This window comes from Tsukamurella sp. 8F (assembly GCF_029167375.1).
Classification (GTDB): Bacteria; Actinomycetota; Actinomycetes; order Mycobacteriales; family Mycobacteriaceae; genus Tsukamurella.
The window spans coordinates 1-12,565 of the sequence record NZ_JARFTP010000028.1 but is presented as its reverse complement, the minus strand read 5'-3'; the positions used below and the strand labels follow the sequence as shown (position 1 = coordinate 12,565).

At 69.3% G+C, this 12,565-nt stretch carries 11 protein-coding genes; 5 read left to right on the top strand and 6 right to left on the bottom strand.

All coding sequences use genetic code 11. The features are described from left to right. Positions 1-10 precede the first annotated feature (10 nt). From trmB to P0W64_RS17815, 3 genes are read left to right on the top strand one after another with little or no spacing between them, the layout of a single operon-like run. Positions 11-817, top strand: a complete 807-nt coding sequence (gene trmB, locus P0W64_RS17825) for a tRNA (guanosine(46)-N7)-methyltransferase TrmB (protein WP_275481507.1) — start codon at positions 11-13, stop codon at positions 815-817. 5 nt (positions 818-822) lie between these two features. Continuing rightward, positions 823-1,500, top strand: coding sequence for an NYN domain-containing protein (locus P0W64_RS17820; RefSeq protein ID WP_275481541.1), 678 nt, complete (start codon positions 823-825; stop codon positions 1,498-1,500). Positions 1,501-1,531: 31 nt separating this feature from the next. Next, positions 1,532-4,384, top strand: a complete 2,853-nt coding sequence (locus P0W64_RS17815; RefSeq protein ID WP_275481506.1) for an MMPL family transporter — start codon at positions 1,532-1,534, stop codon at positions 4,382-4,384. 227 nt (positions 4,385-4,611) lie between these two features. On the opposite strand, the gene P0W64_RS17810 is transcribed toward P0W64_RS17815, so the two are convergent. The 3 genes from P0W64_RS17810 to P0W64_RS17800 are packed head-to-tail and all read right to left on the bottom strand — an operon-like array spanning position 4,612 to position 7,228. After that, the gene (locus tag P0W64_RS17810) at positions 4,612-4,932 is read right to left on the bottom strand and encodes a hypothetical protein (RefSeq protein WP_275481505.1); all 321 of its coding nucleotides are present in this window, start codon (positions 4,930-4,932) and stop codon (positions 4,612-4,614) included. A gap of 36 nt (positions 4,933-4,968) precedes the next feature. Then, entirely contained in the window at positions 4,969-6,150 is a 1,182-nt protein-coding gene (locus P0W64_RS17805) for an acyl-CoA desaturase (protein ID WP_275481540.1), read from the bottom strand. A gap of 31 nt (positions 6,151-6,181) precedes the next feature. Continuing rightward, positions 6,182-7,228 (bottom strand): FAD-binding oxidoreductase, encoded by a 1,047-nt coding sequence (locus tag P0W64_RS17800; protein ID WP_275481504.1) that lies wholly within the window; start codon positions 7,226-7,228, stop codon positions 6,182-6,184. Positions 7,229-7,357: 129 nt separating this feature from the next. Here P0W64_RS17800 and P0W64_RS17795 point away from each other — a divergent pair, with 129 nt between their 5' ends. After that, entirely contained in the window at positions 7,358-8,104 is a 747-nt protein-coding gene (locus P0W64_RS17795) for a TetR family transcriptional regulator (protein WP_343232878.1), read from the top strand. A gap of 7 nt (positions 8,105-8,111) precedes the next feature. Here P0W64_RS17795 and P0W64_RS17790 read toward each other — a convergent pair whose 3' ends face one another. Genes P0W64_RS17790 through P0W64_RS17780 form a run of 3 tightly spaced genes read right to left on the bottom strand, consistent with a single transcriptional unit; the run spans position 8,112 to position 11,144 of the window. Continuing rightward, the gene (locus P0W64_RS17790) at positions 8,112-8,750 is read right to left on the bottom strand and encodes a response regulator transcription factor (protein ID WP_275481503.1); all 639 of its coding nucleotides are present in this window, start codon (positions 8,748-8,750) and stop codon (positions 8,112-8,114) included. Further along, a complete protein-coding gene (locus P0W64_RS17785; protein WP_275481502.1) occupies positions 8,747-10,000 on the bottom strand; it encodes an ATP-binding protein in 1,254 nt (417 codons plus the stop codon). The genes P0W64_RS17790 and P0W64_RS17785 overlap by 4 nt, the downstream gene beginning before the upstream one ends. After that, positions 9,936-11,144 (bottom strand): AI-2E family transporter, encoded by a 1,209-nt coding sequence (locus P0W64_RS17780; RefSeq protein WP_275481538.1) that lies wholly within the window; start codon positions 11,142-11,144, stop codon positions 9,936-9,938. Before P0W64_RS17780 ends, P0W64_RS17785 begins: the two co-directional genes overlap by 65 nt. Positions 11,145-11,380: 236 nt before the next feature. On the opposite strand from P0W64_RS17780, the gene P0W64_RS17775 reads away from it, so the two are divergent. After that, on the top strand, positions 11,381-12,478 hold the full coding sequence (locus tag P0W64_RS17775) for a YbhN family protein (protein ID WP_275481501.1): 1,098 nt from the start codon (positions 11,381-11,383) through the stop codon (positions 12,476-12,478). Positions 12,479-12,565: the final 87 nt, after the last annotated feature.

Here is a 12,565-nt window from a genome sequence, read left to right as displayed (position 1 = left end):
GATGGTCGGCGTGTCACAGCCTCTCGATCCCGGCGCGGAGCACCGTCGCCTCTATCCGCGCGTCACCAGCTTCCGGTCCCGGCGCGGCGCGCTGACCCCCGCCCAGCAGCGGGTCTGCGAGGAGATGTGGCCTGGCTACGCCCGCGACATCCCGCCCGCCGCACCCCTCGATCCGAACGCCCCGGCGGCGGTCGGTCCCGAAGAGTACGCACCTGCGGACCGCTTTCCCGCGCCGCCCGAGCCGCTCGACGCCCCGGGCTGGTTCGGGCGTGTCGCTCCACTGGTGGTGGAGATCGGGTGCGGAACCGGGACCTCGACCGTCGCCATGGCCGCCGCCGAGCCCGATGTGAACGTGCTCGCCGTCGAGGTCTACGTGCCGGGCATCGCCCAGCTGCTGCGCGGACTGCAGGATAGGAGACTCGAGAACGTCCGGGTGGTGCGCGGCGACGGGGTGGCCGTACTCGAAGACATGATCGCGCCAGGGGTGCTCGAGGGCGCCCGCGTCTTCTTCCCGGACCCCTGGCCCAAGGCCCGCCACCACAAGCGTCGGCTGCTGCAGCCGCGCACGTTCTCACTGCTTGCGAGCCGCGTCCGACCTGGCGGGATAGTGCATGTGGCGACGGATCATGCAGACTATGCGGAGTGGATCGGCCAGGTGGGCGACGGTGAGCCGTCCCTGCGCCGTGTGCCACTGCCGCCGGACCTCGCGAACGCGCGCCTGCCGATCAGCGTCGACAGGCCGGTCACGAAGTTCCAGGGCAAGGCCGAGCAGGTGGGCCGCGAGATCCACGAGTTCGTATGGGAGAGGTTGCGATAGTGGCTGTGACGGAGAGCCCGGGGCATCAGCCGGACGTTCTGGACGTCGACGCCGACGAGCGTCGGACCGTCCTGCTCGTCTGGGACGCCCCGAACCTCGACATGGGGCTCGGAGCCATCCTCGGCGGACGCCCGACGGCGGCGTACCGTCCGCGGTTCGACGCGCTCGGCCGGTGGCTGCTCGGCGAGTCCGCGCACCTCGCATCCACCACCGGGCACGAGGTCGAGCCCGAGGCCACCGTGTTCACCAACATCGCGCCCGGCAGCGCCGAGGTCGTCCGCCCGTGGGTGGAGGCCCTGCGCAACGTCGGTTACGCCGTCTTCGCCAAGCCCAAGATCGACGAGGACAGCGACGTCGATCAGGACATGCTGGACCATATCCAGGTCCGGCGCTTCTCCCCCGGCCTCGCCGGCGTCTACGTGGCGTCGGCCGACGGCCAGGCCTTCCGCGAACCGCTCGAGGAGATCGCCACCGAGGGCGTGCCGGTGCACGTCATCGGCTTCCGCGAGCACGCCGCGTGGGCCGTGTCGTCCACCCTGCTCGAATTCACCGATCTGGAGGACATCCCGGGCGTGTTCCGGGAACCCCTCCCGCGGGTCTCCCTGGACTCCCTGCCCGACGAGGGTGCGTGGCTGCAGCCGTTCCGGCCACTCTCCTCGCTCCTCACGGGTCGGACACAATAGGGCCCGTCGGCTCGTCGAAAGGAATGTTCGTTTGTTCGCAGCGATAGGGCGGTTCACCTACGCGTTCCGGTTCACGTTGATCGGGGTGCTGGTCGCGATCGTCGCGGTGTCGGGGATCTGGGGCTACTTCAGCCTCGGCAGCGCCACCAAGATGACCGGCCTCTACGACGACGCCAGCCAGTCTGTGGCGGCATCGAACCTGACCGACAAGGCGTACGGCCGCGAGTCGGCCTCCGACATCCTGGTGCTGATCAAGGCCGACAAGGGCAAGAAGGTCACGGATCCGGACATCAGTGACGCGGTCAAGGCCGACCTCGAGAAGATCGGGGAGAAGTACGGCTCGAAAGGGACGAAGAAACTCGACGAGTCGTCGATGCTCTCCTACGTCAGCGTCGGCGAGGGCCTGACGAAGACGGAGGCCGACGGGACGTCGTGGGGCTTCGCCTCCCTGCCGATGACGTCGACCGACGATACGCAGCGCGGCAAGGACTGGCAGGAGATCCGCGACGGCCTCGCGGACGGGTTCAAGTCACCCGACTTCACTGCCGAGTTCGCCGGCCTCACACCGGTCACGAGCGCCGTGACAGAGGGCGTCGACCGCGACTCGCACCGAGCGGAGCTCATCGCGCTGCCGCTGGTCGCGATCGTGCTGTTCTTCGTGTTCGGTGGCGTGATCGCGGCCGCGCTGCCGGTGATCATCGGCGTGATGTCTATCGGCGCGTCATCGGCGATCGTGTACGCGCTGACCTTCTTCACCGACGTCAACTTCTTCGTCGGGCCGATCATCTCCCTGATCGGCCTCGGCATCGCGATCGACTACGGCCTGTTCATCGTGTCCAGATTCCGAGAGGAACTCGCGGAGGGGTACGACACACCAACGGCGGTCAGACGCACGGTGATGACGGCCGGGCGCACCGTCATCATGTCGTCGATGCTCATCGTGGGGGCGCTGCTCTGCCTGTACATCGCGCCGCTCGGGCTGCTCACGTCGATGGCGACGGGCGCGCTGCTGGGCGTCCTGATGTCCGCGCTGTTGTCGCTCACGATGCTGCCCGCGATGCTCGCGGTCCTCGGGCCCCGTGTCGACGCGCTGTCGCTGGGCTGGTTCCTCGGCGAGCTCTCCAAGCGGGGTATCGGCGGCGCCCGCGTGCAGCGCTGGGCCCACTCGGCCACCAAGACCAAGACCAAGGAGGAGGTCGAACGCGGCTTCTGGGGTCGGGTCACGGACATCGTGATGAAGAAGCCCGTCGCGGCCGCGGCGATAGTCGTCGTCCTGCTCCTGGCGCTGGTCACCCCGATCACCAAACTCGCGTTCGGCGGCATCTCGCAGGCCTACCTGCCGCCCACCAACACGACACGACAGGCGCAGGACAAGTTCCAAGACCTGTTCCCGACGCTGACCGGCCAGCCGATCAAGATCGTGTTCACCAACGCGACGCAGAAGCAGATCGACGCGGTCATCGACGAGGCGAACAAGATCCCCGGCTTCACCGGGAAGTTCAGCGCCGGCCAGAAGCCCGCCTCGACCGTGCTCGACTCTAAGGACAAGCTCTCGTACAAGGGAGTCGACGTCACGATCACGCAGTACAGCGCGACGCTGCAGGATCCGAACGACTCCGCGGCCGTCGGGCAGGCCGTCAAGTGGCTGCGCGGTATCAAGGTGCCGGATGCCAAGCCGGGTGAGCGGTACTTCCTGGTGGGCGGTACCCCGACGCTGCAGTACGACTCCATCCAGTCGATGCTCGACATCCTGCCGTGGCTGATGCTCATGCTCGTCGTGGTCACGACGGTGCTGATGTTCCTGGCGTTCGGATCGCTGGTGCTGCCGATCAAGGCCGTGTTGATGTCCGTGCTGTCGCTGGCGTCGACACTCGGCTTCCTCACGTGGATGTTCGTGGAGGGCCACGGCGGCGACATATTCAACTTCACGGGCGGACCACTCATGGCGCCGGTCCTGGTGCTGATCATCGCGGTGGTGTTCGGCCTCAGTACCGACTACGAGGTGTTCCTGATATCCCGCATGATCGAGGAACGCGAGGCCGGTGCGAGCACACCGCAGTGCATCCGCGCCGGCACCGCGAACACGGGACGCATCATCACGGCCGCGGCACTGATCCTCATCGTGGTGACGGCGGCCTTCGCCACATCCGAACTCGTGATGATGAAGTACGTGGCCTTCGGCCTCATCTTCGCGCTCATCATCGACGCGACCGTCGTCCGCATGGTGCTCGTGCCCGCCGTCATGAAGATGCTGGGCGACGACTGCTGGTGGGCGCCGCAATGGATGCGCAGGGTCCAGCACCGTATCGGCCTCGGCGAGGTGTCACTGCCAGTCGAGACCAAGGACGGCAAGCCGCTTACGCGCGCGCGCGCCGCGTCCGCGGCCCCCGGCCGCGCTGCGCCGCAGCTCGTCGGAGCGGGCGTCGGTTCGCTGCCGCCGGTCGGCGCCACACCTGTGGGCCCGGCCCCGTCGAGCCCATCCGGCCCGGCCCCGCGGCCCAGCGGCCCGATCCAGAGGCGCCCCCAGAGTGGTCCCGGACAGGGCATCCCGCCGCAGGGCCCCCGGCCCAGTGGACCGATCGGACCGCAGGGGCCGGGTGGTCAGCAGGGTCCGGGCGGTCAGCAGGGTCCGGGCGGACCCCGACCGCCGTATCCGGGTGGACCACGGCCGTCGATGCCGACGCGCCGACCACCGCAGGATCCGCGCAGCTATCAGCCGCCGATGCCGGGACGACCGGGACCGCAGGGTCCGGGTGGGCAGCAGCGCCCCGGTGGACAGCAGGGTCCCGGTGGACGCCCGCCGTACCCGCCGCGCGGCCCGCAGCAGGGACCGGGTGGGCGACCGCCCCAGCCGCCTCGCCCGCCGCAACCCCCGCAGCGATGATCGGCATCGTCCTCTGAATCACGTAGTGCCCGCTCCGATCGGAGCGGGCACTACGTGTATCGGCGGCCTCGCGGAATCCGCGCGATGGTGCGCACGGGTGTGCTCGCCGGCGCGCCGCGGTTCCCCGGGGTGAGCCGTTCACGTCTACCCCTCTCATGCCGTTGAGCCCGCCCCATCAGGGGCGGGCTCAACGGGATACTGCTGCAACCACCGAATGGAGCGAACGGTCAGTGCTCGTCGGGATCCGAGTCCGGCTTCGGCAGGGCCGCCTCGTCGGACCCAGGCTCGGGCTCGGGATCCCGCTTGGGCGGGACGCCGTCGTCGTCTCGCTCGAGCGGGACGACGACGTCGGCGGGGCCGTCGCCGTCACGGCGCGCGCGGCGGGAGGCCTCGCGCATCTCGAAACCATCCGTGAGGATCTCGCCGATCTCACGCGTCACGTCGGCGACGGCGTGCGAGATGATCGTGGCGATACGCCCCACGTGGACAGCGGTCGACTCGACCACCTCCTGCGCGGCGTCCTTGTTCCGTTCGATCTTCCCCACCATGGGGTGCCTCCTGAAGTGGATGAGTCCTGCTGTCGGTTATACCGAAACGGTCTCACGAACCTCGGCAGGGCGCTTCGTTACCGCCAGGGCGTCCCGCGCGGCCTGCTCGGCGCTCAGGCGCTCGATCGTCACCTTGAGCTCCGGCTCCTGACTCACCATCCAGTTGGGAAGCGACAGCTTCGCGATCTTCTTCCAGGTGGACAGAAGCTGCTTGTGGAACGGCCCGGTGTTGTAGGGCAGGCCGTAGTCCTCGCAGATCTGGCGGACCTCGTCGGCGACCTCCGGGTAGCGGTTGGCCGGCAGGTCAGGAAACAGGTGGTGCTCGATCTGGAAGGTGAGGTTGCCGGACATGATGTGGAACAGTCGGTTGCCGTCGATGTTGGCCGACCCCAGCATCTGCCGGATGTACCAATCGCCCTTCGTCTCGTTGGCCGTCTCCTCGACCGAGAAGGTCTGGACTCCGGAGGGGAAGTGGCCGCAGAAGATGATCGAGTAGCTCCACACGTTACGCACCAGGTTCGCGGCGGCATTGCCCGCGAACGTGAGCGGGAACAGAGGGCCGGACAGGATCGGGAACACGACGTAGTCCTTGAGGACCTGCTTGCCCGCCTTGCGCCACATCCCCTGGACGAGGCCCTTGACGTCCTTCCAACCCCGGCGGCGCGCGACGATCTCCTCGACCTCGAGGTCGTGCAGCATGACACCCCACTGGAACAGCACCATCAACGCGGTCGCGTAGCCGAGGTTGCCCAGGTAGTAAGGGTTCCACTTCTGCTCGGGCGCCATGCGCAGGATGCCGTAGCCGATGTCGCGGTCCATGTCGACGATGTTGGTGAACGTGTGGTGCATGTAGTTGTGGCTGTGCTTCCACTGGTCACCGGGGCACACGTTGTCCCACTCGAACTCGCGCGAGTTCAGGCCCGGCTCACGCATCCAGTCGTACTGGCCGTGCATGACGTTGTGACCGATCTCCATGTTGTCCAGGATCTTGGACACACTGAGCGCCCCGACCGCCGCGAACCATGCCGGCGGGAACGGGCTCAGGTACATCAGCGCCCGGCCGGCGATCTCCAGCCCGCGCTGCGCCTTGACGATGGAGTAGATGTAGTCGCGGTCCTTCTCGCCGAGGTCGGCGACGACGCGGGCACGGACGGCCTCGAGGCGGGCGCCGATCTCGTCGACCTGGTCGCGGGTGAGGGTGATCTCTTCGCTCATGATGTCTCCCAAAGTCTTTCGGTGGCTGGTCAGATCAGATCTCGACTGCGACGTCGCCGACAGGGGCGCTGACGCAGAGCTGGATATGTTGGTCGGGTTCCGAGTCGGTCTCGCCGGTGAGCAGATTCTTCGTGCAGCCGGCCTTGCGGACGGCGGTGCACGAGAAGCAGATGCCCATGCGGCAGCCGCTCTCGGGGAACAGGCCCGCGGACTCGGCCTGGTCGAGAATGGAGCGGCCGTCGTTCTCGGCGGTCGCGGAGGATTCGGTGAACGTCAGCGTGCCGGTCGCATCCGCGTCGGCGGCAACGGTCGCGGGCGGCGTGAACTCCTCGATGGCGAGCAGGTCCGCTGCGCCGCGGTCGGCGTAGTGCTGCGAGACCGCGGCGAGGAGCGGCGCGGGACCGCACGCGAACGCGGCGTCGCCGAGCTCGGGCAGGTGGTCGGCCGTGAAATAGCCGCCCCCGGCACGGGTGTACACGTACCGCACGTTCACGCCGCGCTGTTCGGCCATCAGGCTCAGTTCGGCCCGGTACGGATTATCGGCCTCGTCGCGGCAGAAGTGCAGCAGTTCGACGGTGCCGCGGTGCCCCTCGTCCACGAGCGTACGCAGCATCGAGAGCACAGGTGTTATGCCGCTGCCGCCGCTGATGAGGCGGATGTCGCGGGGGCGGCGCGCGGGCAGCGCGAAGGTTCCGGCGGCCTGCGTGAGTCCGACGACGTCACCGGCCTTCAGGTTGTCCCGCAGGTACGCGGACACGAAACCGTCGTCGTGAGCGGTGACGGTGAACTCCAGTCGGCGGTCGTGCTCGGACGTGGCAGGTGAGAAGCAACGCGACTGCCTGACACCGTCGATAACCACGCTGAGCTGGATGAACTGTCCGGCTTTGAAGCCGTCGAACTGGCGGGTGGGATCGACGACGAAGGTGACCGTGCGGTCGGTGCGGCGCACGACCGACGTGACGCGGCCACGGATCTCGGTCCAGGTGACCATGGGGTCGACCAGCTCGAGGTAGCGGTCGACGGCGTGAGGCGCGAGCGCGGCCTGGATCACCGATCCGGCGAAGGTCTTAAGGCGACTCATGGTGTGTTCCTCCATTTAAGTGCACGCTTGTACACTGACAGTGTGCACGAGACACCTACCATCCCGTCAACCCCGCGCTTTGTGACCTCGGACACTGACGCACCGGTGAACGGCTATACACTGATCAGCGTGACCTCCCGCCGCACCCGCACCGACGACGAGCCGCGCGAACGCGTGTCCCCGCGCACCCGCACGGCGCCCCGAGAGCGCAGGTCGTCGCGGGAGGTGTCGGCTCGGGAGCGGTCCGCGCCCGAGCGCAGCGGCTCCTCGCGCGCGGAGGCCAAGGAGCGCACCCGGCAGAACCTGCTCGACGAGGCTCTCGCCCTAGCGCAGGAGCGCTCGTTCGCGAGCCTGTCCCTGCGCGAGGTCGCGAAGGCCGCGGGCGTGGTCCCGACGGCCTTCTATCGCCATTTCGCGTCGATGGACGACCTGGGTGTCACCCTGGTCGAGGACTCGATGCGGGTGTTGCGGCGCATGCTCCGCGACGCCCGCCGCGACGGCGGCACCCCGAGCGGCGCCGACGCGGTCGCCATCCTCAGCCGTCAGGTCCGCAACAACGACGCGGAGTTCGCCTTCCTCGTACGCGAGCAGCACGGCGGATCCCCCGAGATCCGTCGCGCGATCGACGTCGAGCTGCGCCTGTTCGCCAAGGAGCTCACGCACGACCTCGCGCGTATCCCCGCGCTGCGGGACTGGGGGGTCGAGGATCTCGACCTTGCCGCAGACCTGTTCGTCACAGTCATGCTGCGGTTCGTCGCCGAGTTGGTCCGAGTCGATCCGCGGAACACGCGTGAGGAGGACGAGCTCGTCGACCGCACCGAGCGACAGATGCTCGTCATCACCATGGGCCTGGCGGCCTATCGGCCACGCGACTGACGCCCGACTACAGCCCGTTCTCGATCGCATACCGCGCGAGCTCGACCCGGTTGCCCAGCTGCAACTTCCGCAGCGTCGACTGCACGTGGTTCTCTACGGTGCGATGGCTCAGCGTGAGCCGGTTCGCGATCTGCTTGGCGCTCAACCCCTTCGCGACGAGCCGCAACACCTCCGTCTCCCGCGGCGTCAGGGACGGCCCCTTGGGCTCGGGCGCCGACGCCATCCGCCGGAACTCCCCCAGTACCAGGCCGGCGAGCCCGGGGGTGAATACCGCCTGGCCCGCGGCCGTCGCGCGCACCGCCTCCTCCAGCTCGGTTGCCGAGGCACTCTTCACCAGGTACCCCTGAGCCCCCGCCTTGACGGCCTCGACCACGTCGTCCCGCTCGTCGGACGCGGACAGGATCAGCACCGCGGCCTGCGGAGCCTTCTCCAGCACGAGCGCCGTACCGGCCGCACCGTCCCCATCGGGCAGGTTCATGTCCATGAGAACCACATCGGGTCGCACCGCGGCGGCGATCCGCCCCGCGGCCGCCACCGAGTCCGCGGTGCCCACCACCGCGAAGCCGCGCCCCTCGAGGTCGCGGGCCACGCCGTCGCGCCACATCGGGTGGTCGTCCACCACCATCACGCTGATCTGGTCGGTCATGCGTCCTCCCCTGGCGTCCCGCGCGGCACCGTCAGCTCCCATTCCACACCCTGGCCGGGGCCGGTGACCAGATCCGCCCGGCCGCCGAGGGCACGCATGCGCCCGACGATGGATTCGCTCACGCCGAGCCTTCCCTCGGCCCGGGCAGCCGCGAGGCGCCCGTCCCGGATACCGCGGCCGTCGTCCCGCACCGTCACGACGATCTCATCGCCGAGGTCCTCCACCAATACGAACGACTGTGCGCCGGGTCCCGCATGGCGGGCCGTGTTGTCCAGCGCGTTGCGTACCGCCGCGGCCAGTTCCGCCGCGGCGTCCGCTCCCAGCAGCACCGGTCCGCCGGGCTCCGACAGAGTCACGCCGGGGCCGGCCAAGGGACGCAGCGCCAGCCGCACATCGACGGGCGCTCCACCGGCGACGGGGGATCCACCCGCGGCCGGAGCCGCTACCTGCACCGGCCCGGTACTCGGCGTCTCGGCGATCAGGCGGCGCAACGCCTGCTCCTGCTCCGCAGCGGCCCGGGCGAGCGCAGCTCCGTCGACACCCCACTCGCCGCCGCGCCGCGCCACCAGTGCCAGGGTCTGTAGCACACCGTCGTGCACCTGGCGGGCGAGCCGCTCGCGGGCCCGCGCCTCGCCAGCGACGCGCTCCGCCTCCCTGACCGCCTCGACGGAGCGCACCGCGACCCGTGCGGACACACCGAGCCCCAGCCCGAGCGCGATCATGACGGGGTAGTTCGCATCGGTGAGCGTCCCACCGAACGCCGTGCCCCGGTACACCGCGTTGAGCGCGGCCATCGCGATTCCCGCCACCACGCCACCGACGGGGCCGCACAGGATGGCCACGGACACGACCACATTGGTCATCCACAGCGTGGTCGGCAGCGACTGGTTGCCTTGGGCGAAGCCGGAGGGCGCCACCAGCCACGTCGCAAGCACCAGCCCGCCGGTGGCCACCGCCTCGACCGCCACGAACTCGAGGTTCCGCCCGAAACCCCGGATGTATGCGAAGGCCGCGAAGGCGCTCTCCAGCACGACGCCGGCGAGCAGCACCCAGCTCCACCCGATGTGCTCGAAACGATCCGCGTGCGCCACGTGGACCCCCACCGCGTACAGGACCGACAGGGCGCGGAACATCTGCGCGCCGCGCCACAGCGGCGCCCGCGCCTCGTCCTCGTTCGCGAACGGCTCAGGAGGTCGCGGCAGCACCCGGCTCACCGCCGCGCTCCGGAGCGGACGGATCCGTACCGTCACCAGGCTGATCCGTACCGTCGCCAGGCTGATCCGTGCCGTCACCGGGCGGGTCACCGTCGTCCTTCGGTGGGTAAGGGGCGCCGGGCAGCCCGGGCTCGGGTAGCTCGGGATCGTCTGGATCGAGCAGCGACCGCACAGCCGTATTGAGCACCGCGACCGTCGGAACAGCAAGCAACGCGCCCACGATGCCGCCGAGAACGGCGCCGGCGGCGATCGCTAGCACCACCGCGAGCGGATGCAGCCGCACGGCGCGGCCCAGCAGCAGCGGTTGCAGCACATGCCCCTCGATCTGCATGACGCCGACCACGATCGCCAATGCGATGAGCGCGAAGATCGGCCCCTTGGCGACCAATGCCACCAGCACCGCCACGAAGCCCGTGACGAACGCGCCGATGATGGGGATGAACGCGCCGATGAACACCAGCGTGCCCAACGGCAGCGCGAGCGGCACACCGAGGATCGCGAGCCCGATACCGATGAAGATGCCGTCGACGGCCGCGACCACCACCGTCGCGCGTACATACCCGACGAGCGAGTGGAAGCCCCGCGCGCCGGCGCGCCGCACCCTGGTTCGCGTGCCGACCGGCACGGCCCGGGTCACGAACTCCCAGATGGATGCACCGCCGGACAGGAAGAAGATGAGGCTGAACAGCATCAGCAGGAGGCCTGTGGCGATCTCCCCGAAGGTCGCCGCCGTGGTCAGAGCGCCCGACGTCAGCGCGTCCTGGTTGCGCTGGATCGCTCCGACCAGCGAGTCTCCTATCTTGGTGATCTGCTCCTGCCGGATGTGCATGGGCCCGTCGGCGAGCCAGGTCTGCGTCTTCTGGATGGAGACCGTGACCTGTGCCGACAGTTCGGGCACGCCGGTGATGGCCCGCTGCACCACGAACGTGAGGATCCCCGCTACCGCGCCGATCGCCAGGAGCAGCGAGAGCAGCACCGACAACGACCGCGGCACGTGGTGGTCGTGCAGCCAGTTCACCAGCGGTCCGAGTAGCGCGGCGCCGAGCACCGCGAGCGCCAGCGGGATGACGACCGTCTCGAGCACCGTCATCAACTTCCACAGGATCACCCCGGCCACCGCGATCGCCACGAGACGCCACGCCCACTCGGCCGTGGCACGCACCAACGGTGGGACGCTCAGCGAATCGTCACGGCGCGCCGGCGCAGCGAGCTCGCCACTCTCCGCCGCGGCGTTCCGCGCGGTACGGTCCTGTCCGGTCACCGTCGTCCTCCCACCTGCCTGCGGCCCGCGTTCCCCGCCACCCGCCTCGTCGATCCCCACGGTAGACGTACCCACCGACAAACAGCACACGCGAAAGAGCCGTCGCGACCGGTGGGTAGCATCGGCGCATACCGCACCGCAGGACGAGGGGATCGATGAGCGACGACGGCAGCAGGGAGGGCGCGGCGGATGCACCCGCCGCGCCGCCCAAAGCCACCCGCCGACGCTTCTGGTGGGCCCGCAGGGCGGGTATCGCGCTGCTGGTCGTGGTGCTCGCCGTCGAGATCGTGGCCGCCTGGCCTCGTCTGCACCAGGCGTGGGACCAACTGGGCAACGTCCGCTGGGAGTGGCTCGTCGCGTGCATCGTCGCGGTCTTCTTCTCCTTCGACTCGTACGCGCAGGTGATCCGCACACTGATGCACTCCGCCGGCGTCAAGTGCACGCAACGGCAGGCTCTCGGGCTGCAGTTCGCGTCGAACGCGGTCTCGCAGTCGCTACCAGGCGGCCAGGTGATCGCGCCGACGATGGTCTACCGGCGCACGCGTATGTGGGGGGCGTCGCGAGTCGTCGCCGCGTGGCAGATCGTGATGGGCGGCCTGCTCATGTCGGCCGGCCTCGCCGTACTCGGACTCGCCGGCGCCCTCGCTGCGGGCGCCAAGACCAGCCCCTACTCGGTCTTCTTCTCGGTGGCCCTCTTCGTCGCCGTGGTCGTCATGTTCCAGTACGTGGCGTCGCATCCGGACGGCATCTACACGGTCGGCGCGCGCCTCATCCGCTGGACCAACGACCTGCGGAGCAAGCCCGAGGACTTCGGGCTGCAGCGCTGGCGCGACACCCTCGACGAGCTGGGCGCGGTCAAGCTCAGCCGCCGCTACGGCGCCGAGGCCTTCGCTTGGTCCATGTTCAACTGGGTCGCCGACGTCGCGTGCCTCGCGTTCGCCTGCTACGCAGTCGGCAGTCACCCAGGCTTGGCCGCGCTGTGCGTCGCGTACGCCGCATCGAAGGCCGTCAACACCATCAGCCCGATCCCCGGCGGCGTCGGGCTCGTCGAGGCCGCCCTCGTACCCGCGCTGGTCTGGGCGGGTATGCCCGGCAGCGCAGCGATCTCCGCGACCGTCATCTACCGCTTGGTCAGCTACTTCCTGGTGGTCGCGATCGGCTGGATCGTGTTCTTCTTCGGCTATCGAGGCGCCATGGCCCACGACCCGGACGACGACCCGGGCACCGGCCCTCAGCCCGCACAGCCGTCCTGATCCGGTCCGTCTGAGCTGCGCGTTAAGCGAGGCATAGGAGCCGCGAAAGCGGGCGAGGACACAGTCGTGACCGGGGGACGGAGCCGG

Bases quoted from the DNA above. Each gene is read 5' to 3' on its own strand.
- P0W64_RS17810 (WP_275481505.1), bottom strand. From the start codon at position 4,932: ATGGTGGGGAAGATCGAACGGAACAAGGACGCCGCGCAGGAGGTGGTC.
- P0W64_RS17800 (WP_275481504.1), bottom strand. From the start codon at position 7,228: ATGAGTCGCCTTAAGACCTTCGCCGGATCGGTGATCCAGGCCGCGCTC.
- P0W64_RS17790 (WP_275481503.1), bottom strand. From the start codon at position 8,750: ATGACCGACCAGATCAGCGTGATGGTGGTGGACGACCACCCGATGTGG.
- P0W64_RS17775 (WP_275481501.1), top strand. From the start codon at position 11,381: ATGAGCGACGACGGCAGCAGGGAGGGCGCGGCGGATGCACCCGCCGCG.